Source organism: Devosia sp. T2-14, from assembly GCF_055397495.1.
In genome coordinates this window covers 2,989,465-3,012,983 of sequence record NZ_AP027921.1, presented here as the reverse complement: position 1 = coordinate 3,012,983, position 23,519 = coordinate 2,989,465, and the positions used below count along the sequence as shown (strand labels likewise).

Annotated in this window: 19 protein-coding genes and 1 tRNA gene; 5 read left to right on the top strand and 15 right to left on the bottom strand. The window is 62.5% G+C overall.

Translation table 11 applies throughout. The features are described from left to right. Positions 1–12: 12 nt before the first annotated feature. Both mfd and ACZ5WT_RS14820 read right to left on the bottom strand, forming a co-directional pair. A complete protein-coding gene (mfd, locus tag ACZ5WT_RS14825; RefSeq protein WP_464284549.1) occupies positions 13–3,498 on the bottom strand; it encodes a transcription-repair coupling factor in 3,486 nt (1,161 codons plus the stop codon). After that, positions 3,495–3,773, bottom strand: coding sequence for an FAD assembly factor SdhE (locus ACZ5WT_RS14820; RefSeq protein ID WP_464284548.1), 279 nt, complete (start codon positions 3,771–3,773; stop codon positions 3,495–3,497). The genes mfd and ACZ5WT_RS14820 overlap by 4 nt, the downstream gene beginning before the upstream one ends. A gap of 186 nt (positions 3,774–3,959) precedes the next feature. Between ACZ5WT_RS14820 and recG the strand changes: the two genes are divergently transcribed. After that, positions 3,960–6,068 (top strand): ATP-dependent DNA helicase RecG, encoded by a 2,109-nt coding sequence (gene recG / locus ACZ5WT_RS14815; RefSeq protein WP_464284547.1) that lies wholly within the window; start codon positions 3,960–3,962, stop codon positions 6,066–6,068. 18 nt (positions 6,069–6,086) lie between these two features. Here the strand turns inward: recG and glmS are convergent, their stop codons facing one another. Both glmS and glmU read right to left on the bottom strand, forming a co-directional pair. Next, positions 6,087–7,913, bottom strand: coding sequence for a glutamine--fructose-6-phosphate transaminase (isomerizing) (gene glmS / locus ACZ5WT_RS14810; protein WP_464284546.1), 1,827 nt, complete (start codon positions 7,911–7,913; stop codon positions 6,087–6,089). Between the two features lies 1 nt (position 7,914). Beyond that, positions 7,915–9,270, bottom strand: a complete 1,356-nt coding sequence (gene glmU, locus ACZ5WT_RS14805) for a bifunctional UDP-N-acetylglucosamine diphosphorylase/glucosamine-1-phosphate N-acetyltransferase GlmU (protein WP_464284545.1) — start codon at positions 9,268–9,270, stop codon at positions 7,915–7,917. A 221-nt stretch (positions 9,271–9,491) separates the two neighbouring features. On the opposite strand from glmU, the gene ACZ5WT_RS14800 reads away from it, so the two are divergent. From ACZ5WT_RS14800 to ACZ5WT_RS14790, 3 genes are all read left to right on the top strand, one after another. After that, positions 9,492–10,175 carry a hypothetical protein gene (locus ACZ5WT_RS14800; protein WP_464284544.1) on the top strand — a complete coding sequence of 228 codons (684 nt, stop codon included), beginning with the start codon at positions 9,492–9,494 and terminating at the stop codon, positions 10,173–10,175. A gap of 72 nt (positions 10,176–10,247) precedes the next feature. Continuing rightward, positions 10,248–10,322 (top strand) — tRNA-Lys (locus ACZ5WT_RS14795). 146 nt (positions 10,323–10,468) lie between these two features. Next, a complete protein-coding gene (locus tag ACZ5WT_RS14790) occupies positions 10,469–10,996 on the top strand; it encodes a hypothetical protein (protein WP_464284543.1) in 528 nt (175 codons plus the stop codon). Here the strand turns inward: ACZ5WT_RS14790 and map are convergent. The 3 genes from map to tgt are packed head-to-tail and all read right to left on the bottom strand — an operon-like array spanning position 10,993 to position 14,546. Next, positions 10,993–11,751, bottom strand: a complete 759-nt coding sequence (gene map, locus ACZ5WT_RS14785; RefSeq protein WP_464284542.1) for a type I methionyl aminopeptidase — start codon at positions 11,749–11,751, stop codon at positions 10,993–10,995. The two genes, ACZ5WT_RS14790 and map, sit on opposite strands and share 4 nt — an antisense overlap. Before the next feature lie 4 nt (positions 11,752–11,755). Further along, positions 11,756–13,396, bottom strand: a complete 1,641-nt coding sequence (gene pgi, locus ACZ5WT_RS14780; protein WP_464284541.1) for a glucose-6-phosphate isomerase — start codon at positions 13,394–13,396, stop codon at positions 11,756–11,758. Positions 13,397–13,418: 22 nt separating this feature from the next. Further along, entirely contained in the window at positions 13,419–14,546 is a 1,128-nt protein-coding gene (gene tgt, locus ACZ5WT_RS14775) for a tRNA guanosine(34) transglycosylase Tgt (RefSeq protein ID WP_464284540.1), read from the bottom strand. Positions 14,547–14,657: 111 nt separating this feature from the next. Between tgt and ACZ5WT_RS14770 the strand changes: the two genes are divergently transcribed. Further along, entirely contained in the window at positions 14,658–15,110 is a 453-nt protein-coding gene (locus ACZ5WT_RS14770; RefSeq protein WP_464284539.1) for a hypothetical protein, read from the top strand. A 63-nt stretch (positions 15,111–15,173) separates the two neighbouring features. Here the strand turns inward: ACZ5WT_RS14770 and queA are convergent, their stop codons facing one another. The 8 genes from queA to gyrA all read right to left on the bottom strand — a co-directional run bounded on the left by queA (position 15,174) and on the right by gyrA (position 23,519). Further along, a complete protein-coding gene (queA, locus tag ACZ5WT_RS14765; RefSeq protein ID WP_464284538.1) occupies positions 15,174–16,247 on the bottom strand; it encodes a tRNA preQ1(34) S-adenosylmethionine ribosyltransferase-isomerase QueA in 1,074 nt (357 codons plus the stop codon). A 65-nt stretch (positions 16,248–16,312) separates the two neighbouring features. After that, positions 16,313–16,762 carry a DMT family transporter gene (locus ACZ5WT_RS14760; RefSeq protein WP_464284537.1) on the bottom strand — a complete coding sequence of 150 codons (450 nt, stop codon included), beginning with the start codon at positions 16,760–16,762 and terminating at the stop codon, positions 16,313–16,315. A gap of 152 nt (positions 16,763–16,914) precedes the next feature. Then, positions 16,915–17,394, bottom strand: a complete 480-nt coding sequence (locus ACZ5WT_RS14755; RefSeq protein WP_464284536.1) for a peptidylprolyl isomerase — start codon at positions 17,392–17,394, stop codon at positions 16,915–16,917. A 125-nt stretch (positions 17,395–17,519) separates the two neighbouring features. After that, entirely contained in the window at positions 17,520–18,107 is a 588-nt protein-coding gene (locus ACZ5WT_RS14750; protein WP_464284535.1) for a peptidylprolyl isomerase, read from the bottom strand. Next, a complete protein-coding gene (gene coaD, locus ACZ5WT_RS14745; RefSeq protein ID WP_464284534.1) occupies positions 18,104–18,598 on the bottom strand; it encodes a pantetheine-phosphate adenylyltransferase in 495 nt (164 codons plus the stop codon). Before coaD ends, ACZ5WT_RS14750 begins: the two co-directional genes overlap by 4 nt. A gap of 67 nt (positions 18,599–18,665) precedes the next feature. Beyond that, a complete protein-coding gene (locus tag ACZ5WT_RS14740) occupies positions 18,666–19,892 on the bottom strand; it encodes an MFS transporter (RefSeq protein ID WP_464284533.1) in 1,227 nt (408 codons plus the stop codon). After that, the gene (locus tag ACZ5WT_RS14735) at positions 19,889–20,509 is read right to left on the bottom strand and encodes a LysE family translocator (protein WP_464284532.1); all 621 of its coding nucleotides are present in this window, start codon (positions 20,507–20,509) and stop codon (positions 19,889–19,891) included. Before ACZ5WT_RS14735 ends, ACZ5WT_RS14740 begins: the two co-directional genes overlap by 4 nt. A gap of 268 nt (positions 20,510–20,777) precedes the next feature. Then, entirely contained in the window at positions 20,778–23,519 is a 2,742-nt protein-coding gene (gene gyrA / locus ACZ5WT_RS14730) for a DNA gyrase subunit A (protein ID WP_464287219.1), read from the bottom strand.

Below are 23,519 nucleotides of genomic sequence, written 5' to 3'. Positions count from 1 at the left end.
GATGCACATGTCTCAACCGGCATTTTCTGCCAGTTTTGCCAGGCGTGACAGTATTGCGGCGGCACCCTTGAGGCGATCGTTGGGGGTGGGCCAATTGCGCGCGAACACAAGTTTCTGATCGGGCTTGATGCGAACCTGGCTTGCCGGGTCGCTCACCATCTTGACCAGACCAACCGGATTCGGGAACTCATTATTGCGAAGGGTGATGACCGCGCCCTTGGGACCGGCATCTACCTTTTCGACATTGGCCTGGCGGCAAAGCGCCTTCACCAGGATTACCTTGAGCAGGGATTCCACCTCTTCCGGCAGTGGGCCGAAACGGTCGATCAGCTCGGCACCAGCGGCGTCAATATCCCGGATATCGGTCAGATCGCCCAGGCGACGATAGAGCTGCATGCGCAGCTGCAGGTCGGGCACATAGTGCTCGGGGATCATCACCGGCATGCCCAGCGAGATCTGCGGGCTCCACTCGTTCTTGTCCTCGTAGTCGCTGTCGCCATTCTTGAGGTTGGCCACGGCTTCTTCGAGCATAGACTGATAGAGCTCGTATCCGACTTCGCGGATGTGGCCCGACTGCTCGTCGCCGAGCAGGTTCCCTGCCCCGCGGATGTCGAGATCGTGACTGGCCAGCTGGAAGCCGGCACCAAGGCTCTCGAGCGACTGCAGCACGCCGAGGCGGCGTTCGGCCGTGTCGGTCAATTTTTTGTCAGCTGGCACCGTGAACAGCGCGTAGGCACGCGCCTTGGCCCGGCCGATGCGGCCACGGATCTGATAGAGCTGCGCCAGACCGAAGTTGTCGGCCCGATGCACGACGAGCGTATTGGCGTTCGGAATATCGAGCCCGGACTCCACGATGGTGGTGGCGACCAGCACGTCGAACTTGTTGTCGTAGAAGGCGTTCATGATGTCGTCGAGTTCACCCGGCGCCATCTGGCCATTGGCCACCACATAGGAAACCTCCGGCACCTGCGTCTTGAGGAACTCGGCGATGTCATGCTGGTCGCGAATGCGCGGCACGACATAGAAGCTCTGGCCGCCACGATATTTTTCGCGCAGCAGCGCCTCGCGGATCGACAGCGCGTCGAATGGCGAGATGAAGGTGCGGATGGCGAGACGGTCGACCGGCGGTGTCGCCAGCAGGCTGAGATCGCGAACGCCGGTCAGCGCCAATTGCAGCGTGCGCGGAATCGGCGTCGCGGTCAGCGTCAGCACATGGACGTTGGCCTTGAGCTCCTTGAGGCGCTCCTTGTGACCAACGCCGAAGTGCTGCTCTTCGTCGATGATGAGCAGACCGAGGTCCTTGAACTTGATGGTCTTGCTCAACAGGGCATGGGTGCCGACCACGATATCGACCTGCCCTTCGGCGAGGCCTTCCTTGGTTGCCTTGAGTTCAGCCGCGCTCACCATGCGCGAAGCATGACGCACCTGGACCGGCAGGCCCTTGAAGCGCTCAGAGAACGTCTTGAAGTGCTGGCGAGCCAGCAGGGTCGTCGGGACCACGACTGCAACCTGCTTGCCGCTGAGGGCGACGGCGAACGCCGCGCGAAGGGCCACTTCGGTCTTGCCGAAGCCCACGTCGCCACAGACCAGCCGGTCCATGACGCGGCCCGAGGTCACGTCATCGAACACCGCCTCGATGGCGGCCATCTGGTCTTCGGTTTCCTCATAGGGGAACCGCGCCGCGAATTCGTCATAGGCGCCGGGATTGATCTCGACCACATCCGCCTTGGTGAGCAGGCGCGCCGCGGCGATCTTGATGAGCTGCTCCGCCATTTCGCGGATGCGCTTCTTGAGCTTGCCCTTCTTGGCCTGCCAGGCAACGCCGCCAAGCTTGTCGAGCGTCACATTGCCGTCGTCCGAGCCGTAGCGGGTCAGCAGCTCGATGTTCTCGACCGGCAGGTAGAGCTTGGTATCGCCACCATATTCGAGCTCGACGCATTCATGGGGCGCCCCGCCCGCCTGAATGACCTTGAGGCCCAGGAACCGGCCGATACCATGATCGACATGGACCACCAGATCGCCGGCACTAAGGCTGGCGGCCTCGGTGAGTGCGTCGCTGGCCTTCTTCTTGCGCTGCGGCCGCAGGATGCGCTCGCCCAGGATGTCCTGTTCGGACAGGACCAGCAGGTCCTTGGTCTCGAAGCCAGTTTCGAGGGGCAGCACCACCAGCGACGTCGTCGCCGCGCTTGTGGTCTCGGCGTCGCGCCAGTTCTCGGCGAGGCGCGGGTTGGTCAGGCCATGATCCTTGAGGACCTGCGCCATGCGATCGCGCGTTCCGGTACTCCAGCAGGCGACAATGGCCCGCCGTCCGTTGCGACGCTCCTCAAGCAGGCGATCAACGACCGCCTGAAACAGATTGGTATCCGTAGCCAGACGTTCGGCAGCGAAGCTGGGGGCAATATGTCCGCCAATGTCGTCGCTCGCCTTGGTGCCGGGCAGCATGAATTGGCTAAGCTGGATCGTCGACGCGCCCGCCAGAGCATAGGGATGGCCATCGACGGCGTAGAGCAGTTCCGGCTTGATCGGCTTGTAGGGCGCCCCGCCCCCAGCAACCACCGGCGCCAGCCGTGCGGTTTCACGCGCTTCGTAATAGTCGCGGATCTGCGCGGCGCGGTCGGCGAACGCTTCCGCTGCCTGCTCATCGAAGACGAAGGGGGCATCGCCGACATAGTCAGCGAGCGAGTCCAGATGCTCGTAGAAGAATGGCAGCCAGTGTTCCGTGCCTGAATAGCGGGAGCCGCCGCTCACCGTCGCATAGAGCGGATCATCGACGGTGTTGCCGCCAAAGGCTGCCGTATAGTTCTGCCGGAAGCGGCGGATGGTCTGCTCGTTCAGCACGACCTCGCTCATCGGCGTCAGGTCGATGCGCTTCAGCGTGCCGGTGCTGCGCTGGCTATCGGGATCGAATGTGCGGATGGATTCGAGCTGGCTGCCAAAGAAATCGAAACGCAGCGGCGCGTCGGCACTGGCGGGGAACAGATCCACCAGCCCGCCGCGCACCGCAAACTCGCCGCTTTCGCGCACCGTCGGAACGCGCAGATAGCCGTTGTTCGCGGCCCAGCCGATCAGCTTTTCGCTATCAACGATGCGGCCGGAGACCGCCGAGAACGACATGGTCTCCACCACGTCCCGTGGCGGCAACTTCTGGATCAGCGCATTGACGGCGGTCAATACGATGGCGCCTTTGGCACCACTGGTCAGCGCCGCCAGCGTGTTCATGCGGGCGGCAATGGTCACGTTATTGGGTGAAACGCGGTCGTAAGGCAGGCTGTCCCAAGCGGGCAGCGTCAGAATGGTGTGGCCCGGCAGCATGGCGCCGAGAATCTCGGCCATGCGCTGCATACGTCGGCCGTCGCGCGCGACAAAGACCAGGCTTGCGGCATCGTCTGGCGCTGCTTCGATGCGCTGTTGCACCAGGCGCGCCAGCACCATCGGCTGCATGCCGTCAGGAACGTTGGCGAGCGTACGGGTTGGGCGCGGGGTCGATTGGTCGTTCATTTGGCCAATCGCGCTTCGTGGGCGGCGATCACTTCAGCCAAAAAAACCAGGTCCACATGGTCCGGCGGGGTCGCCTGCCCCAGAATCCAGGTCAGCAGCGGTGGGTCTTCTTCATTCATCAGGGCCTCCAGCCGGTCGAGCTGCTGCTCGTCCATCTGGTCTGCACGCTCGTCCGCGAAGGGCCCCAAAACCAGGTCCATTTCGCGGGTCCCGCGATGCCACGCCCGATACCGCAACTTCTTGCGGCGCATAGAAATGTCTTCACCGGCAGTCATTTGACGCGCCATGATCCTGATTTTGTTCCCGATTTGGACACTCTCTTACGCGTATTCCTCGAAGTTGTCAGCCCTTTGCTCGGCCGCTCATCGAGCAAAGGCCGGACGGCCCTGTGGATGGGGACGGATGGGAAGACATCCTGCCCACCCCTGTGCCATTTTCGTCGCCAAGGAGTTCATCGAATCGTGTCCCGCCCAGAATCCCTGTCGCCGCTGTTTCGCTCGCTGCACTCCATCAAGGGTGTCGGCGACAAATTGGCTGCTTTGCTGACCCGGTTCTTCGGGGCGCCCGAGGGGCAGGAGGCGATAGCCCTCGACATCCTGATGCATATGCCGTCGGGCGTGGTGGACCGGCGCCGGCAGGTCGGCATTGCCGAAGCCTACCTCAACCAGATCGTGACGCTGAAGCTTCATATCGACAGGCACCAGCCGCCGCCGCGCGGCAAGCTGCATGTGCCCCATCGCGTCTTCGCCCATGACGACACCGGCGATGTGCAACTGGTGTTCTTTCGCGCCCAGGGCGGTTGGGTCGAAAAGGCGTTGCCTGTCGGAGAGGAACGCTTTGTCTCCGGCAAGATCGATTTCTTCAATGGCGAGAAGCAAATCACCCATCCCGACTACATCGTGGAGCCAGACAAGTTCGCCACTCTGCCGCTGGTCGAGCCGGTCTATCCGCTCACGGCGGGTCTGAGCTCCAAGGCGCTGGCCAAGCTGGTCCGGCAGGTCGTTGAAAGCGTGCCGGAGCTGCCCGAGTGGATCGCGCCCGAGGTCATGGCAGAACGCAAGTGGCCCGACTTCCGCACCGCGATGACGTCGGTGCACCTCCCCGCGTCCCCCGCCGAGGCCGAGCTTTGGGCCCCTGCCCGCATGCGCCTGGCTTATGACGAGTACCTTGCCGCACAGGTGACCCTGCAGTTGGTTCGCTCAACCATGGTGGCCGATCGCGGAATTGCGCGCACCTTTACGGGCGAAATCACGGCGCGCGTAACCAAGGCGCTACCGTTCCAGCTCACCACCGGCCAACAACAGGCCGTGGACGAAATCCGGGCCGATCTCGCCTCGCCGGACCGCATGTCGCGCCTGTTGCAGGGTGATGTGGGCGCCGGCAAGACCGTAGTTGCCCTGATGGCCATGGCAGCCATGGCCGAAAGCGGCGCGCAATCGGCCATCATGGCACCCACTGAAATTCTCGCCGCCCAGCACTACAAGACCCTCAAACCTCTCTGCGACGCAGCAGGGTTGGGCTGCGAGCTGCTGACCGGCAAGATGCCTGCTGCCGAACGGCGCGCCAAGCTGGCGGGCATCGCCAGTGGGCACACCACCGTCGTTGTCGGCACGCACGCCCTGTTCCAGTCGGGCGTCGAGTTTCACAATCTCGGCCTGACCGTCGTCGATGAGCAGCATCGTTTCGGTGTCCACCAACGCCTAGCCCTCTCTGACAAGGGCCGCCACACCGACCTCCTGGTGATGACCGCGACGCCCATTCCGCGCACGTTGGTGCTCACCCACTTTGGCGACATGGCTGTCAGCATCCTGCGCGAGAAGCCACGCGGTCGGCAGCCAATCGACACGGCCGTCATTTCTATCAACGAGTATGCCCGGGTGGTTGGCCGGCTTCAGGCGAGGCTCAACGAAGGCGCACAGGCCTTTTGGGTATGCCCGCTGGTAGAGGAAAGTGAACACCTTGAGGTCATGGCGGCCGAGGATCGCTTCGCCGAACTGCACAAGGTGTTTGGCGACCAGGTTGCGCTGGTGCATGGGCGCATGAGCGCGGCTGCCAAGCAGGAGGTAATGCAGCGCTTTTCCTGCAACGAGGTCAAGCTGCTGGTCGCCACCACCGTCATCGAAGTCGGCGTCGACGTGCCCAATGCCTCGATTATGATCATCGAGCATGCCGAGCGGTTCGGCCTTGCCCAGCTCCACCAGTTGCGCGGTCGCGTCGGGCGTGGCTCGACACGCTCGGCCTGCCTGCTGCTCTACAAGGATCCGCTGAGCGAAACTGCCAGGGCGCGCCTCGACACCATCAAATCCACCGAAGACGGCTTTGAAATTGCCGAGCGGGACCTCGAGTTGCGCGGCCAGGGCGACGTGCTCGGTACCCGCCAGTCGGGCATGCCGGGCTATCGCCTCGCCGTACCGGATGTGCATCGCCACCTGCTCGACTTCGCGCATGATGACGCCAAGGCCCTGATGACCCGTAACCCGACCCTGACGGGACCGGACGGCGAGGCCGCCCGCACCCTGCTGTATGTGTTCAGGAAGGACCTCGCGATCCCGCTGATCCGGGCTGGATAGCCAAGCGCCTGAGCGTCGTTATTCGACCGTCACCGACTTTGCCAGGTTGCGCGGCTGATCGACGTCCGTGCCCATGAACACGGCCGTGTGGTAGGCCAGTAGCTGCACGGGGATGCAGGCCAGGATCGGTGCGACAAAGCTGGATACGCCGGGAATGACGATGATATCGGCCACGCCATGCCCAACCGTCTCAGCGCCCTGCGCGTCCGTGATGAGGATGATCTTGCCGCCGCGGGCTGCCACTTCCTGCATATTGCTCAGGGTCTTGTCGACGAGCTCATCGGACGGCGCGACCACGATTACCGGCATGTCTTCGTCGACAAGGGCGATAGGGCCATGCTTGAGCTCACCCGCCGCATAACCTTCTGCATGGATGTAACTGATTTCCTTGAGCTTCAGCGCGCCTTCCATGGCGATCGGGAACATCGGCCCGCGCCCGAGATAGAGCACATCCTTGGCCTTGGAGAGACGCTTGGCGATGTCCATGATCTGGGTCTCAGCCGCGAGCGCCTGCGAAACGGCCATCGGCAGGCTGATCAGCGCACGAACGAACTCGGCCTCTTCCGCCTCGCTCACCACGCCGCGCGCGCGGCCGGCGGCTAGTGCCAGACTTGCCAGCGCGGTCAGTTGTGCGGTTAGAGCCTTTGTCGACGCGACGCCGATTTCCGGGCCACAGAGGATCGGAAAAACCACGGCGGATTCGCGCGCAATCGTGGATTCAAGCGTGTTGACCAGCGAGGCGACGTGCTGGCCCTGGCTGGCGCAGTAGCGCAAAGCGGCCAGCGTATCGGCGGTCTCGCCCGACTGGGAAATGAACAGCGATAGCCCGCCCTTTTCAAGCGGCGGCTCGCGATAGCGGAACTCGGATGCCACGTCGATATCGACCGGCAAACGCGCGTAGCGCTCGAACCAGTATTTTGCCACGGCGCCTGCCAGATAGGCTGTGCCGCAGGCACTGATCGTTACTCGGCTCAGCTCTGCGAAATCGAAGGGCAGCGCCTCGCGGATCGCCACCTTCTCGGCGCCCATATCCACATAATGGCTCAGGGTGTGCGAGATGGTTTCGGGCTGCTCATAGATTTCCTTCGCCATGAAATGGCGATGATTGCCCTTGTCGACCAGCAGCGCCGAGGCCTGCGAAATCTGCTGCTCGCGCTGCACTATGGCGTCCTTGCCATCGCGGATCGTGACGCCGGCTGGTGTAATGACAGCCCAGTCGCCGTCTTCAAGATAGGTCAGGCGTGAGGTAAATGGGGCCAGCGCCATGGCGTCGGAGCCCAGATACATCTCAGTGGCGCCATAGCCAATCGCCAGCGGCGCGCCGTGCCGGGCGGCAATAAGCAGCCCCTCCTCGCCCTTGAACAAAAAGGCCAGCGCAAAGGCACCCTTCAGCTTCTTCAGCGTGCGGGCCACGGCCAGCTCGGGGTCTGCGCCGTTGGCAAGTTCGCGTGTGACCCACAGCGCAACCGATTCCGTGTCGGTCTGTGTCTTGGGAAGGTAACCGTCCCCTGCGAGATCGGCCAACAGCTCGCGGAAATTCTCAATGATGCCGTTGTGCACGATGGCAACGCGGTCAGTAGCGTGCGGATGGGCATTCTGCTCGGTCGGCGCACCATGGGTTGCCCAGCGGGTGTGACCAATGCCGATACGGCCGCCAAGCGGTTCGAAGCTGAGTTTCTGAGCCAGATTACCCAGCTTCCCCTCTGCCCGGCGGCGGGCAATAGCGCCACCCTCGAGCGTCGCGACTCCGGCACTGTCGTAGCCCCGATACTCCAGGCGCCTCAGCGCATCAACGAGGCGAATGGCGACCGGTTCGGTCCCCACGATACCGACAATGCCGCACATGCTAGTTGCCCTTTTTTGCCTGCTTCTTCGCTGCTGCGTCGGCAAAGATCTGCTTTGCGCGGCCCGGCTTGACGATCTGACGCGCCCGGCCGAGCGCCAATGCGTCGGCCTCGACATCCTCGGTAATCACGCTGCCACTGGCCACGAGTGCTCCGGCGCCCACCGTAACTGGCGCTACGAGCGAAGAGTTGGAGCCGATGAATGCGCCCTCACCGATGATGGTCTGATGCTTGTTGTAGCCATCATAGTTCACCGTGATGACGCCTGCACCGATATTCACGTCCGCTCCGACAGTTGCGTCGCCGATATAGGTCAGGTGGCTCACCTTGGCGCCCTTGCCGATGGTCGCTTTCTTGATCTCGACGAAATTACCCACCTTGGCGCCTTCGGCGAGGTCCGCTTCCGGGCGCAGCCGCGCGAAGGGGCCGACGCTGGCCCGCGGGCCCACATGGGCACCTTCGATGTGGCTGAAGGCGTGGATCACCGCGCCTTCCTCGATCTTTACGCCCGGTCCGAACACCACATTGGGTTCGATGACCACATCGCGGGCAATTTCAGTGTCATAGGAGAACCAAACGCTCTTGGGATCCTTGAGCGTAACACCCGCTTTCATGAAGTCTTCGCGCCTCACGTCCTGGAACAGGCCCTCTGCCCGCGCCAACTGGCTGCGATCATTAACGCCCATGACGTCGATTTCAGGTGCAAGGCCGTATCCGACTTTCTTGCCGGCAGCATTTGCCAGGCTCACCAAGTCCGTCAGATAGTATTCGCCCTGCGCGTTATTGGTCTCTACTTTGTCGATCAAGTCGCGAAACACTTCAGCGCGGAACGCCAAAATGCAGGCGTTGCACAGGCGAATGCGGCGCTCGTCCTCGGTTGCGTCCTTGTGTTCGCGAATGGCCAGCAGCGTATCGCCATCAGTGATGAAGCGACCGTAGCCGGAGGGATCCTTGGGCTCAAAGCCCAGAATCGCTACGTCCAGCCCGGCATCGAGCCTATCGAGCACCGCGCGGAAATTGACGCCACGCAGCAGTGGATGGTCCCCATACACCACGGCGACATAGCCCTTGGCCTTCTCGAACAGCGGACGCGCCATCGATGCGGCGTGCGCAGTGCCCCGCGCCACGGTCTGCTCAAAATGGGTCACTTCGGGGTGCAGTGCTGTCACCGCCTTGCGGATCGCATCATGCTGCGGCCCGGTGATCAGGGCAATCTCGGTGGATCCGGCCTCGCGAGCGGCGCGGGCCACGTGCCCGATGATCGGCATGCCTCCAACCGGGTGCAGGACCTTGGGCGTTGCAGAGCGCATCCGCGTCCCCTCGCCCGCCGCAAGAATAATCGACAGCAGTTCAGTCATGAGAATGTCTCCGACGCATTCTTTCGCCCCGCATTTTTACGACATTATGACATGCGACCAATGGCGAACCGACAATCACAACGTGATAGTTATTTGGCGTCGCGTTTGATTCGACTGCGCACGCGGGGACACGCGCATTGGCTAAAGCATCGGAGCAATTTCGGCAATCAGACGTTACGACATGGGGCATAGTCGCTCTCGTGCTCGGAGCGATTGCCGTCATGTCCGCGAACATCTCTGCGCTCATCCCCCAACACGTGCTTGCGGGCCTGCACAAGACGCGCCTCGAGGGCGCATCGCTGCAGAACCTGCGCGATCAGGTGGCAACGCTCAGCTCGGAAACTCAACGCCTCAGGAACGAGAACAGCGTGCTTGCCGCGCGGTTCCTGCTCGATGAACAATACGGCAAGGAAATCAGCCGCCGGGTCGGCGCGCTTGAGGTGACCCTGCCGAAGCTCATCGAAGTGCTGCCCGACGATGCGCAGATCGACCGGTCCAACCTCACGGCGGCCATCGGCGACAGCCCGGTCACGTTTGATACCGAGGGCGGCTCGGTGAAGGTCCGTCAAATCCCGATGGCCGGCGCCCTGCCCGTCAGCGCGCAACCCCTGCCGGCCCCCATCCCAGAAACTGTGCCTGAGGCAGTAGCCTTCGGTGTGGCGGTTGGTCCTTCGATCCCGCTCGATGAGGCGCCCGCCACCTGGGAAGATCTCACGTTGAAACTCGGGCCGCTGCTCTTCGGGATGGCGCCCCTGCTGGCCGACGAATCTGGCAGCGACGCCAAGCGCATCATCGTCGGGCCTATCGACATGATGTCCGAGGCGACGGCTCTCTGTGCCCGCCTGGAACGGGTTTCAGTACCCTGCGCGCCGATGCCATTCACAGGAGCCCCACTGGCCTATTGAAAAACGTGGCGTTTGCGGTTGACAGTGAAGTCAACCTAGCTATGTTCCGCCGCGACGCCAAAGCGTCAGAGTGTGCCGGTAGCTCAGTGGTAGAGCATTCGACTTTTAATCGAATGGTCGAGGGTTCGAACCCCTCCCGGCATACCACTTTTCTTTCAAGCGACATCGACGATCCCTCCGCCCGGAGCCAGCTGGTCCGGCAAGAATTTTCTTGAACCGTCACACCGTCCCGACCTATCCGTTACCCAACGGCCGCCTCCGGCCAGTCCATCCCCACATGAACGGTTGCGCGCGTGTCTCGAGATATCACTGATTTGCTCAAGGTGCTGGCGGCGACGGCATTAGTCTTCGCACTGAGCACCGTCGTGATGCTCTATGTGATCTACCTGTTTGCCCAGTACGGCGCCAACCTGCCGATGGTCGGCTCGCTGCCGCTGAACGCACCGCCCGAACTGGTGCCTATGCTGGCCGATGGGCGCCTGTTCTCGACGCTTGCGGCAGTTCATGTCACCGCGACAGGACTGGCCCTGCTGATCTCCAGCAATACCATCGACATGGCCCTGCTCATCGCCTCCAAGGCTGTGACGGTAGTTATCACCGCCCTGCTCGGCTTTGTCGGCGGGCACATGATCTATCTGCAGCTGACCGAGAAGACGGCGCCGTCCCTGTCACCGCTGACTCCGGCGTTCATCGCGCTAGGCGCATTCTTGGTGCTGTCGAGCATTCTCAGCGCGCCCAATCTGCGGAGCCTGGGCAATCTGCGCTTCGTCGTCGGGCTGGCGATGATCGTCATGGGCCCGATGCTGATGGTCTGGCTCTAGGGTTCGCCCAGCGTCACGACGATGGCCCCGCGGGGCGTCGCCACCACGGTGTGCTCGTACTGCACGCAAGGCGCGCTCGGCGTGGCGACCAGCGTCCATTCATCATCATCAGATTTCTGGTCGGCCATCCTGCCGCCCAGCGACAGGAAAGGCTCGATGGTGAACACCAGCCCGTCAGTCATGCGGCGGCGTTCGCCCTTGTCTGGCCAGGTCGAAATCTCACCGGGCTCGTCATGCAGGCTGTCGCCTACCCCGTGGCTGGCGAGATTGCGGATCAGCGTGTAGCCGCCCTTCTTGGCAAACTTGCCGATGGCGTCGCCAATATCAGCGAGCGGCGCACCAGCCTTGACCGCACGAATGCCGGCCCACATCGCCTTCTTGCCATCACGGCAGAGCGCTTCGAGCTTGGCATGACCGGGCGGCAGCAGGAACGACGCGCCGCAGTCCGCAAAGACGCCGTTTTTCTCGGCGGAGACGTCGATATTCACTAGGTCGCCAGCCTTGATCACCCGGTCACCGGGAATGCCGTGGGCGATTTCCTCGTTGACTGAGATGCAGGTGGCGCCTGGAAAATTGTAGGTCAGCTCGGGCGCCGATTGGGCGCCGTGCGCTGCCAGCAGGCGCCGGCCGAGTTCGTCGAGCTCAAGCGTGGTGATGCCGGGGCGCAAAGCCTGCGCCATGGCATCACGTACGAGACCACAGATCTGGCCGATTTCCTTGAGCGCGACGAGCTGCTCATCCGTCTTGATGATCAAGCACTTAGCCTTTGTTGGCGAGGTAGTAGGCCAGCAGGCCCTGGGTGGAGCTGTCGTGCCCTTCCCCGGTCTGCTTGCCCTCGACCTTTGGCAGCAAGGCCTTGGCAAGCTGCTTGCCCAGCTCCACACCCCACTGGTCGTAGGAATTTACATTCCAGATCACGCCCTGCGTAAACACCTTGTGCTCATAGAGCGCCACAAGCGACCCAAGAGTCTCGGGGGTCAGCTGCTCATAGAAGAGCGTGTTCGACGGACGATTGCCCGGGAACACCTTATGCGGGGTCAGAGCCTTGATGTGATCCTTGGACAGGCCCTGGGCCTTCAGTTCGCCAATGACCTCTTCTTCGGTCTTGCCCAGCATCAGCGCTTCGGACTGTGCCAGCACGTTGGCGACGAGCTTGTCGTGATGCGGCGGCAAGTTTTCGTGCGGACGGGCCGCGATCAGGAAGTCGCAGGGAATGACGTCGGTACCCTGATGGATCAGCTGGTAGAACGCGTGCTGTCCATTGGTGCCCGGCTCGCCCCAGACGATGGGGCCGGTCGACCAGCCCACAGGCTTGCCCGCCAGCGTCACCGACTTGCCGTTCGATTCCATATCCTGCTGCTGCAGATAGGCAGCAAAGCGGCTCATGCGCTGGTCGTAGGGCAGCACGGCATGGGTCGAGAAACCCCAGACGTTGCGATACCACACGCCAAGCAGCGCCATGATGACCGGCAGGTTCTGCTCAAGCGGGGCCGACAGGAAGTGCCGGTCCATGGCGTCAGCGCCAGCAAGGAACTTGGCGAAATTGTCGTAGCCGACAGCCAGAGCGATCGGCAGGCCGATGGCCGACCAGACCGAGTAGCGTCCGCCAACCCAGTCCCAGAAACCGAAGATACGGTCTTCGCGGATGCCGAACTTGGCGCAGGCCTCGATATTGGTCGAAACCGCGGCGAAGTGGTTTGGCACAGCGACCTCACCCAACGCATCCGCCAGCCACTTGCGGGCCGAATTGGCGTTGGTCATGGTCTCGTCGGTGGTGAAGGTCTTCGACGCCACGATGAACAGTGTCTTCTTGGGGTCGAGACGCTTGAGAACGTCGTGGATATGCGCGCCATCGACGTTGCTGACGTAGTGGGCGCGCAGATCAGCGCGCGTATAGGGCTCGAGAGCCAGCGTCACCATGGCCGGCCCAAGGTCGGAACCGCCGATGCCGATGTTGACGACGTCGGTAAACTGTTCGCCGCCGTGGCCCCGAATGGTGCCGTTGCGCACGTCATTGGTATAGGCCTCGATGGCCTTCAGCACGCCACGGACCTCCGGCATCACATCCTTGCCGTCCACCGGCACTGGGTGTTCGCCCTGATAGCGCAGCGCCATATGCATCACAGCGCGGTCTTCGGTGATGTTGATGTGCTCGCCTTCGCACATCTGGTCGCGGCGCTCCTCAACACCGGCCGCACGGGCCAGGTCGAACAGGGCAGCCATCACCTCTTCGTCGATGCGGTTCTTGGAATAGTCGAGCAGCACGCCGGCGCCCGTCGCCGAATAGCGACGGAAGCGGTTCGGATCGATCGCGAACTGCACGCGCATGGGCTGCTCGGCAAGCCGCTTACGGTGTTTGTCGAGGCTAGAGAAGCTAGCTTTGCGTCCAGATTTCGCCATTGCGATGAACCCTTCCTGATCGTCAGATAACCGGCAGATCGCCAGCGGCCCAGGCCGCCCGCGTTTCCGCCGCGAAGTCGTTGAACCGGCCGCCTTCGATAGCGGCCCGGCACCCCTGCACCAGCTCTTGATAATAGGCCAGGTTGATCTGGGAAAGGATCATCGCGCCCAAAATCTCTTCTGTCTTAACGAGATGGTGCAGATAGGCGCGGCTCCAACGGCGGCAATTGGGATTGGGCGAAGCCTCGTCGATCGGCCTGTGATCATCCCTATGCCGGGCATTCTTCAGGTTGATGACGCCAAAGCGCGTGTAGACGTGCCCATGCCGGCCGGCACGCGTGGGGTGGACGCAATCGAACATGTCGATGCCGCGCCCAACGGCGCCCAGAATGTCATCGGGCTTGCCGACACCCATCAGGTAGCGTGGGCGGTCTTCCGGCAGTTCGGGGGTGATGTTCTCAAGCACGCGGAACATCACTTCCTGCGGCTCACCCACTGCAAGACCGCCAACAGCATAGCCATCAAAGCCGATGGACTTGAGCCCCTGCGCCGAGCGCGACCGCAGTTCGGCGTCGTCACCGCCTTGCACGATGCCGAACAGCGCACGATTGGACTGGTTGTTGAACGCCACTTTCGAGCGGTCGGCCCAGCGGAGCGACAGCTCCATCGCACGTTCCATTTCCTTGCGCTCGGCGGGCAACTTCAGGCACTCGTCGAGCTGCATGATGATGTCGCTATCGAGCAGCGTCTGGATTTCGATCGAACGCTCGGGGGTCAGCTCATAGGCCGAACCATCAATATGCGATTTGAAGGTCACGCCGTGTTCGTTGAGCTTTCGCAGCTTGGCCAGCGACATCACCTGGAAGCCGCCGCTATCGGTCAGGATGGGACGCTGCCAATCCATGAACTCGTGCAACCCGCCCTGCGCCGCCACCCGCTCTGCACCGGGGCGCAGCATCAAGTGATAGGTATTGCCCAAGAGGATATCGGCGCCGGTTTCGCGCACCTGCTCGGGATACATGGCCTTGACGGTGCCGGCGGTACCCACGGGCATAAAGGCCGGCGTCTGGATATCGCCACGAGGCGTGTCGATACGGCCGCGCCGCGCCATGCCGTCGGTGGCGGAAAGGGTAAAGGTGACTTGTTTCATGGTGCCGGGTTGTAGCCGGTCACGGCATCCCGGACAACTGGCAGCAGCGACCGAATTCCGCCATGTTCCCCGGCACTGTTGGATTCGCAATTGCTTGAGGGAAACACATTGATGCGTAAGGCTATTCTTCTGCTGCCGCTGTTCTTGGCAATCACCGCGCCCACGCTGGCGCAGGAGGCACAGGGCCCGCTCGGCGACCGCGCCGGCTTTTACATGGGCTCTGGCGAGGGCGAACTCGAAGCAGAATTCACCCACCTGCAGGGCGATGTCTACGCCGTGTCTCTCCAGACCCTGGTTCCCATCAGCGATGCCGGTGGCGGTTGCGGCGGCGGCATTGATGGCGAAATGATCATGACCGAGACCGGCGGCAACTTCTTCGTCGAAAACGAGGACTACGACCCCAAGCTCGGTGACAATCCAGTCAATGCCCGCGTTTGCGAGATCGGCATCACCTTCGCCGACGATGGCACGCTAGTGCTCGAAGAACGCAGCGGCTGCATGTACTATCACGGTGCGTCATGCTCCTTCACCGGGGAGCTGACCCACGAAGCTGCAGGGATCTAAGTCCCGACGCTCCCTGTCTCTGGGGCATCCTGGCCCAGAGACAGGCTTGCGCGCGGCCTATTCCTAGTCGTCCGGATGCGCCGCACGCAGCAGCAGCGATGAATCGCCGTAGGAGTAGAACCGGTAACCTTCCTGTATCGCATGGGCATAGGCCTGCTTCATAACGTCCATGCCGGCAAAGGCGCTGACGAGCATGAAGAGCGTCGATTTGGGCAGGTGGAAATTGGTCATCAGAACGTCGACGGTGCGGAACTGGAATCCGGGCGTGATGAAAATGTCGGTGTCGCCGACGAATGGCTGCAGCGTGCCGGTGGCGCGCGACGCCGTTTCCAGCAGGCGCAGGCTGGTCGTTCCAACCGCAACCACGCGGCCGCCCGCAGCCTTTTTCGCGAGAATGCGCTCAACCGTTGCCGCGTCGAGTTCGCCCCACTCCGAGTGCATCACGTGGTCGTCGGTGTCTTCTGCCTTCATCGGCAGGAAGGTCCCTGCCCCCACATGCAGCGTGACCCGTTCGATGGTCACACCCATGTCGCTGAGCTTTTGCAGCAGCGCCTCGGTGAAATGCAGACCCGCCGTCGGGGCGGCCACTGCACCATCTTCAGCCGCATAGACGGTCTGGTAGTCGATCTTGTCGCGCTCTTCGAGACCGCGCTTGGCGCCGATATAGGGCGGCAACGGCATGGCGCCGTGAGATTTGATCGCTTCGTCGAGCTGGGCACCACCTAGTTCGAATTCCAGCGTGATTTCGCCGGTCTCGCCCTTGCCCGCCACACGTGCCTTGATCGGGTCGGCTTCCCCGTTCCCCAGTTCAAGCTCATCCAGCAGGGCCAGGCGCTTGGCCGGCCGCGCAAAGGCCCTCCAGGTATGGCTATCCACCCGCTTGTGCAGGTTGAACGAAACCGTCGCCCGATTTTCCCCGCGGATACGGGTTCCGCGCAACTCGGCGGGCAAAACGCGCGTGTCATTGACGACAAGCACGTCGCCTGCACGCAACAGCGTCAGCAGGTCAGGAATATACCGGTCAAACAGGCCCTCAACTGGGTCAACCAGCAGCAGTCGCGCGGAATCGCGCGGCTCGGCCGGATGCAGGGCAATGAGGTTTTCGGGAAGGTCGAAGTCGAAATCGGATACGCGCATGAAGTCTGCCTAGCACGGCTCACCGTCGGGTGAAACGCGTTTGCGCAGAGGTTTGATCGCGATTGCTAAAGCAGCCGGATCATCAACGCCCCGATCACCAGCAGGACCGCCCCTGCTACGCGACCCATCGAAATCTCGCGCACCGCGGTACCCAGAAAACCGATCCGGTCGAGCGTCAGTCCCGCAATCAGCTGGCCGGAGATTGCGAGCGCCATCACCGCCGCCGTTCCGATCATCGGCGTCAGCACGATTGTCGATGTTACGAAAACGGCACCCAGCAGGCCGCCGGTGACGAATAGCCAGGGCGCTGGCGCCGTGAAATTGATGGCAACGCCGGTGCTCGCCGAAATGGCGAAACTAACCACCCAGAGCGCGATCGCCCCCGCAAGGAAGGACATGGCAGCCGCGGCGAACGGCATGCCGAGAGCTCGTCCAAGCTGAGCATTGATTGGCGCCTGCGTGGCAATGCATGCCCCGGCAATAATGCCGAGCAATGCCCAAAGCACGGTGTCCATCGCGCGCACTCCGCTCGTCTCCGCTCAATCCGATGAGCAAGGATAGGCAGAGTCGTTCGCAATCCGCGATGAAAAACTTGAGTGCAGTGGCCTGAGCTGGCCGTCAAAACAGTTGCGGCGCTGGTTTGATCCAGCGCCGCATCAGAGACTAATTAAGCAGCGATATCAGCTGCGACTTTGACCGACAGCATCTTGTCCGGATTGATGACCGGCTCGCCGCGCTTGATCTTGTCGACGTTTTCCATGCCTTCGATCACATTGCCCCAAACAGTGTACTGCTTGTTCAGGAACGGCGCGTCGGTGAAGCAGATAAAGAACTGCGAGTTAGCCGAATCCGGGTTCTGGGCGCGGGCCATCGAGGCGGTGCCACGAACGTGCGGCTCAGCGTTGAATTCCTGCTTCAGGTCCGGGTACTTCGAACCGCCGGTGCCGCGACCCTGCGGGCAGCCGGTCTGGGCCATGAAGCCTTCGATCACACGATGGAACACGATGCCGTCGTAGAAGCCTTCACGAGCCAGCTTCTTGATGTGGGCGACGTGGTTCGGAGCCAGATCCGGGCGCATCGCGATGACGACCGTGCCCTGGCTGGTTTCGATGACAAGGGTGTTTTCGGGATCGGCGTAGTCGGCCATGGTTTGAGCTTTCTCGTTGGAAATTGTGGCCCGCATGTAAGGCCTAAGTGCCGCCGGTGCAAGCGCTAGCCCCCACGGCGAGACGCGCGCACTTCGCGAGCCTCTAACCGCGGGGGCATGTCCGCTTACTTGTACTCGATCTTGGCGGCGATGATCTTGTCGGGGTTGGCAACGGCGCCGTTGTTCGACTGCGAGCCCTTTTCCAGCCCATCGACAAATTCCATGCCCGAGATCACCTTGCCGAACACGGTGTACTGGCCGTCGAGGAAGCTGGCATCGGCGGTGGTGATGAAGAACTGCGAGTTGAACGAGTTCGGATCCTGCGAGCGGGCCGCGCCGAGCACGCCGCGCTGGAAGCTCTCGGAATTAAATTCGGCGACCACGTCGGGCTGGTCCGAACCGCCCATGCCGGCGCGCGACAGGTCAAAGCCGGGCGCATCGCTCTTGCCGAACTCCACGTCCCCGGTCTGGGCCATAAAGCCCTCGATCACGCGATGGAACACCACGCCATCATACGCACCGGCCTCGGTCAGCGCGACCACGCGCTCGACATGCTTGGGCGCCAGGGCGGGCAGCAGCTCGATATCCACGTCGCCGCCCTTGATAGTCAGGATCAGGTGCGGATTGCCGGACTGTGCCATGGCGGGAGCGGCGCTGAGCGCAACGGCGCCGATAACGAGAGCGCCAAACAGGCGGCGGGTAATGGTGGTCATTTGCTGTTGAGAGCCTTGAGAACGATTTGAGGAACGAAGGCGGAAATATCCCCACCCATTTCAGCGATTTGGCGCACCAATGTGGCCGAGATATGCCGAACCGGCGGGCTTGAGGGCAGGAATACTGTCTGCAGGTCGGGCGCCATCTGGGCGTTCATGCCGACCATCTGCATTTCATAATTGTAGTCAGTCGTATCGCGCAGGCCGCGAATGATCAGCTTGGCGCCATGCTCACGCGCGGCGTTGACCATCAGCCCCGAGAAATCGACGATACGGAACTCGGTATCGGTACGTTTGCCGACGGGCCCGAGCACCTGCTCGAGAATGGCGAACCGGTCCTGATGGGCAAAGAGCGGATTTTTCTTGGTGGCGCTGATACCAACTGCCACCACCAGTGTGTCGACCAGCTTGCACGCGCGCTCGATGACATCGAGATGGCCGTTGGTCAGTGGATCGAACGAGCCGGGATAGAACCCAACCAGCTTGCTCATGACACCCTCCCCATTGTTGTTGCTAGGGTTTTGTCATGCGATCAGGGTCATGGCAAGGCGGCGATGTTCAGCTGACCTTGCCACCCCGCAACGCCAGCATGAGCCCGCCCGCAAGTCCCAGCGTGGTCAGCAGAATGCCCCCGCAAAGGAACGCTGCGCCGGTCCCATGGGTAGCCGCGATGGCGCTGCCGATGAATGGAGCAGAGAGCATCACCGCCGTAATCACCGCCTCCCCGGCGGCAAACACGCGGGCAATCCGGTCGGGCGGCGTTTCAGTCTGCACAATGGTGCGATAGGGCACGAGCATGAAGGCGAATGTACCCCCCATCAAAGCCAGGATCAGGAAGTATGGGATGGCTGGCAGGTCGTAACCCTGGATTGCAGCCAGCGCGACGAGGATGGTGACGACGCCCGAAATAACCGCCGAAGCGACCATACTCACCACTGGGTGACTGGCCGCAATCCTGCCGGCAACCAGCGCGCCGATAAGCCCTCCCCCGCCCGATGCGGCGATACCGAAGCCGAACGCCGTTGCCCCGAGGCCGAAGTCTTCGGCCAGCAGCGCAATGAGTGCGTCGTAGAGAAATACTGCAAAGAAGGCCACGGCGGAGAATACCAGCGCCGTGAGCAGCAGGCGGCTGCGGCCGAATTCGGCGGCACCTGCCAACAATTCGGTGCGGAAGTCGGCAGCTTCGCTTGGCGGCTTGGTGGGCAAGGCGATGCCGAACACCAGTGCCGCCGCCACTAGCGACAGCACAGCGTTAAGACCGAACACGCCTTGCGCCGGCATAACAGCCAGCAGCAGGCCGCCCAGCGCGGGTCCAGCGATCTTGGACGTCTGGTTGATCGCCTGGTGCAAGCCATTGGCACTAGAGAGCAATTCGGGCGGGGTCGAGGTCTGAATGGCAGCCTGCCGCGCCGGCGTGAAAGCGGAGTCGATGCTTGCGCGGACAAAGACGATTGCCAGCACGATGGCTGTATCTGGCGCGAACATCAGCGCCAGGGTGGCCAGCCCGCGGCCCAAATTGCTCAGCACCAAAATGCGAGCCAACGGCGCGCGATCCACCACCACGGCTAGCATCGGCCCGATAATCACATAGGGCAGCGTCAGGCAGAAGGCGAATAGGGCCAGCACGAACGGCCCCTCTCCCCAGGCAAACACCAGCAGCGCGATGATGGCGGCATAGTCTAGCCAATCGGCGAAATCGGCTGGCACCGATGCCAGCGCCAAACGGCGCGGCACCGGCAGGGCCAGCAGCGCGCCGTAGCCGGGTGGTTTGGCGATGAAATTCACGCGCGTTTCTGCACGGCCAGCCACACCGCGCCCGCCATCAGGAGCAGGCCCGAAGCGCGAGACACCATGCGCACCCGCGCGGCACTGAGCAGCCCACGGGCCCGACCAGCAACAATCGCATAAATGGCGTCGGTGGAACCGGCCACGAGCATGAAGAACATGCCCAGCACCATCACTTGCGGAAAAGTCGGTTGGGTGACGTCAACAAACTGCGGCAGGAAAGCTCCAAGGAATATCAAAGCCTTTGGATTGGAGAGGATTACAAGAAAACCCTCAACCGCCACGCGAAAGCGCGAGCGCTCGGTATCGACCTGTCCCTCGCCTAGGTCGCCGGTGGACCGCCACATCTTCCAGCCCAGCCAGACGAGGTAGGCGGCACCGATCAGCTTAAGCCAGTCGAAGGCCCAGCCCATAAAGGCTACCAATGCCTGCATGCCCAGCGCCACGACAAGCGTCATGACGAAGAACCCCGCTTGCGTGCCTGCCACAATCGCCAATCCAGCTCCGGTGCCACGCGCCAGCGAATTGGCAACGATCACGGTCACGGTCGGGCCAGGCACAATGGCCAGCAGGAAGCAGGCGCCCAGATAGGGCAGCAAGGTCGCAAGTTCAAACATGATGACGACTCCTCAAGATCGCCAGCAAGCCACGTCGGCGCAGGATTTGGCAAGAGCGATCGCCGAGCGAGCCAAGCGGCGTCGCCCAGGGTACATTTCTTCCCAACAGCCGGTACTGCCCGCGGACTTGATCCGCGGGCCACTCACAACCCGGGTCGCTGACAAAGGCCCGCGGGCAGCGCTGGTGGGGATCTAGAGCCATCGCCTCTGTGGTCTCTGCCCTGCCCGCGCAGCAAAAACTAAAGGGGCCCCGAAGGGCCCCTTTTCACTATTCTTCCGTCGGCGCTTCTGGCGCGTCAGGCTCTGGCGCTTCGGGAGCACCACCTTCGCCGTTTGCAGTCGGCGGAGCCTCCACTTCGTCCTCATCGGGCTCGCTAATGTGTTCCACCGACATCACCTTCTCGCCTTCGGCAGTATCGAACACGATGACGCCCTGGCTGCCGCGGCTGACGATGCGGATCGGCTTGTCGCCGCCCACCGGCAGACGGATGGTCTGGCCACCGTCGGTGATCAGCATGATCTGGTCTTCGTCGGCGACCGGGAAGCTGGAAACCAGATGCCCGTTGCGCTTGTTGACCGCCATGGCGACGATGCCCTTACCGCCACGGCCGGTGATCCGGTATTCGTGGCTGGAGGTGCGCTTGCCATAGCCATTTTCGGAGATGGTGAGGATGAACTGCTCGATGGCGCTCATCTCGGCATAGCGTTCCTGCGGCAGTTCGCCGGCGACGACATCGCCCTCGTCCGAACCGTTTTCTTCTTCCGCACCCTCGCCACGCACCGCACGGCTCATCTTGAGGTAGGCCGCACGCTCTTCCGCCGAAGCGTCGGAGTGGTTGATCACGGCCATCGAGATCACGGTGTCGCCTTCGGCCAGCTGGATGCCGCGCACGCCCATGGAGTCACGGCCCTTGAACAGGCGAACGTCGTCGGTGCGGAAGCGGATGGCCTGTCCCAGCGCCGTGGTCAGCAGCACGTCGTCATTGACTGAGGCCGTCGACACGCCGACGATCTGGTCGCCCTCGTCGAGCTTCATGGCAATCTTGCCGTTCTGGCGCACTTCGACGAAGTCGGCCAGCGAGTTGCGGCGAACCGTGCCGCGCGTCGTAGCGAACATGATGTCGAGATTACCCCAGCTCGTCTCGTCTTCGGGCAGCGGCATGATGGTGGTCAGCCGTTCGCCCTGCTCAAGCGGCAGGATATTGATCAGTGCCTTGCCACGGGCATTGGCGGCCGCCAGCGGCAGGCGCCACACCTTGAGCTTGTAGGCAATGCCGCGGTCGGTGAAGAACAGCACCGGCGTATGCGTATTGGCGACGAACAGGCGCGACACGAAATCTTCGTCGCGTGTGGCCATGCCCGCGCGGCCCTTGCCACCGCGGTTCTGCGCCCGATAGGTCGAGAGCGGCACGCGCTTGATGTAGCCTTCATGCGACACGGTAACGACCATGTCTTCGCGGGCGATCAGATCTTCGTCGTCGAATTCGCCGAGGCTGTCGGTGATTTCGGTGCGGCGCGGCTTACCGAACTGCTCCTTGATCTCGACAAGTTCGGTGCGGATGATCTCGACCACGCGCTCGCGGCTACGCAAAATATCGAGGTAATCCGCGATATCGGCGCCAAGGCCGTTCAGCTCGTCGCCGATTTCGTCGCGGCCAAGCGCCGTGAGGCGTGCCAGACGCAGTTCAAGGATGGCACGCGCCTGCTCTTCCGAAAGGTTGAACGTACCGTCTTCATTCATGCGGTGGCGTGGATCGTCGATCAGCTTGATCAGCGGCGCAACGTCTTCGGCCGGCCAACGGCGGGTCATCAACTGCTCGCGCGCCGTCGCCGGATCGGGCGCTGTGCGGATCACGTGGATGACTTCATCAATGTTGGCGACGGCCACGGCCAGACCAACCAGGATATGGGCGCGATCCCGAGCCTTGTTCAGCAGGAAGCGGGCGCGGCGCGTAACCACTTCATGACGGAAGTTGATGAAGGCCGTGAGGATCTCATGGGCATTCATCAGCTGCGGCTTGCCGCCGTTGAGCGCCACGAAGTTGCAGCCAAACGAGCTTTGCAGCTGCGTGTAGCGATAGAGCTGGTTCAGCACCACGTCAGGCAGTGCGTCGCGCTTGATCTCGATGACCACACGCATGCCTTCGCGCGAGGATTCGTCGCGCAGGTCGCCAATGCCCTCGATGCGCTTTTCGCGCACCAGTTCGGCGATCTTCTCGACCAGGACGGCCTTGTTTACCTGATAGGGCAGCTCGGTGATGATGATGGCTTCGCGGTCCTTGCGAACCTCTTCGATCGCCACGCGGCCACGCACCATGATCGAGCCGCGGCCGGTTTCATAGGCAGCCCGAATGCCAGCGCGACCCAGAATGATACCGCCAGTCGGGAAGTCTGGTCCCGGCATGACCTGCATGAGCTCTTCGGTCGTGGCATAGGGATTGTCGAGCAGCAGCAGCGCTGCGTCGATGGTCTCCGACAAGCTGTGCGTTGGGATATTGGTCGCCATGCCGACGGCGATACCGCTCCCGCCGTTGACCAGCATGTTGGGGAAGCGCGCAGGCATGACGGTCGGCTCGCGCTCCGAGCCGTCATAGTTGTCGCGGAAATCCACCGTATCCTTGTCGAGGTCGTCGAGCAGGGAATTGGTGATCCTCTGCATGCGAACTTCGGTGTAACGCATCGCGGCGGGCATATCGCCGTCGACCGAACCGAAGTTCCCCTGACCTTCCGCGAGCAGTTCGCCCATCGAGAAGTCCTGGGCCATGCGCACCAAGGCCATATAGACCGCGCTGTCGCCGTGGGGGTGGTACTTACCAATCACGTCACCCACGACACGGGCCGACTTACGGAACGGCTTATTGTACTCGTAGCCGTTTTCGCTCATCGAGAACAGGATGCGGCGGTGAACGGGCTTCAGCCCGTCGCGCACGTCCGGCAGCGCTCGGCTCACGATAACGCTCATCGCGTAATCGAGGTAGCTTTTGCGCATCTCGTCGGTGATTGAGATCAT

Excerpts from the sequence above, each read along its gene's own strand:
- mfd (WP_464284549.1), bottom strand. The coding sequence starts at position 3,498 with ATGAACGACCAATCGACCCCGCGCCCAACCCGTACGCTCGCCAACGTT.
- ACZ5WT_RS14820 (WP_464284548.1), bottom strand. The coding sequence starts at position 3,773 with ATGACTGCCGGTGAAGACATTTCTATGCGCCGCAAGAAGTTGCGGTAT.
- glmS (WP_464284546.1), bottom strand. The coding sequence starts at position 7,913 with ATGTGCGGCATTGTCGGTATCGTGGGGACCGAACCGGTCGCCATTCGC.
- glmU (WP_464284545.1), bottom strand. The coding sequence starts at position 9,270 with ATGACTGAACTGCTGTCGATTATTCTTGCGGCGGGCGAGGGGACGCGG.
- ACZ5WT_RS14800 (WP_464284544.1), top strand. The coding sequence starts at position 9,492 with ATGTCCGCGAACATCTCTGCGCTCATCCCCCAACACGTGCTTGCGGGC.
- pgi (WP_464284541.1), bottom strand. The coding sequence starts at position 13,396 with ATGGCGAAATCTGGACGCAAAGCTAGCTTCTCTAGCCTCGACAAACAC.
- tgt (WP_464284540.1), bottom strand. The coding sequence starts at position 14,546 with ATGAAACAAGTCACCTTTACCCTTTCCGCCACCGACGGCATGGCGCGG.
- ACZ5WT_RS14770 (WP_464284539.1), top strand. The coding sequence starts at position 14,658 with ATGCGTAAGGCTATTCTTCTGCTGCCGCTGTTCTTGGCAATCACCGCG.
- queA (WP_464284538.1), bottom strand. The coding sequence starts at position 16,247 with ATGCGCGTATCCGATTTCGACTTCGACCTTCCCGAAAACCTCATTGCC.
- ACZ5WT_RS14760 (WP_464284537.1), bottom strand. The coding sequence starts at position 16,762 with ATGGACACCGTGCTTTGGGCATTGCTCGGCATTATTGCCGGGGCATGC.
- ACZ5WT_RS14755 (WP_464284536.1), bottom strand. The coding sequence starts at position 17,394 with ATGGCCGACTACGCCGATCCCGAAAACACCCTTGTCATCGAAACCAGC.
- ACZ5WT_RS14750 (WP_464284535.1), bottom strand. The coding sequence starts at position 18,107 with ATGACCACCATTACCCGCCGCCTGTTTGGCGCTCTCGTTATCGGCGCC.
- coaD (WP_464284534.1), bottom strand. The coding sequence starts at position 18,598 with ATGAGCAAGCTGGTTGGGTTCTATCCCGGCTCGTTCGATCCACTGACC.
- ACZ5WT_RS14735 (WP_464284532.1), bottom strand. The coding sequence starts at position 20,509 with ATGTTTGAACTTGCGACCTTGCTGCCCTATCTGGGCGCCTGCTTCCTG.
- gyrA (WP_464287219.1), bottom strand. The coding sequence starts at position 23,519 with ATGATCTCAATCACCGACGAGATGCGCAAAAGCTACCTCGATTACGCG.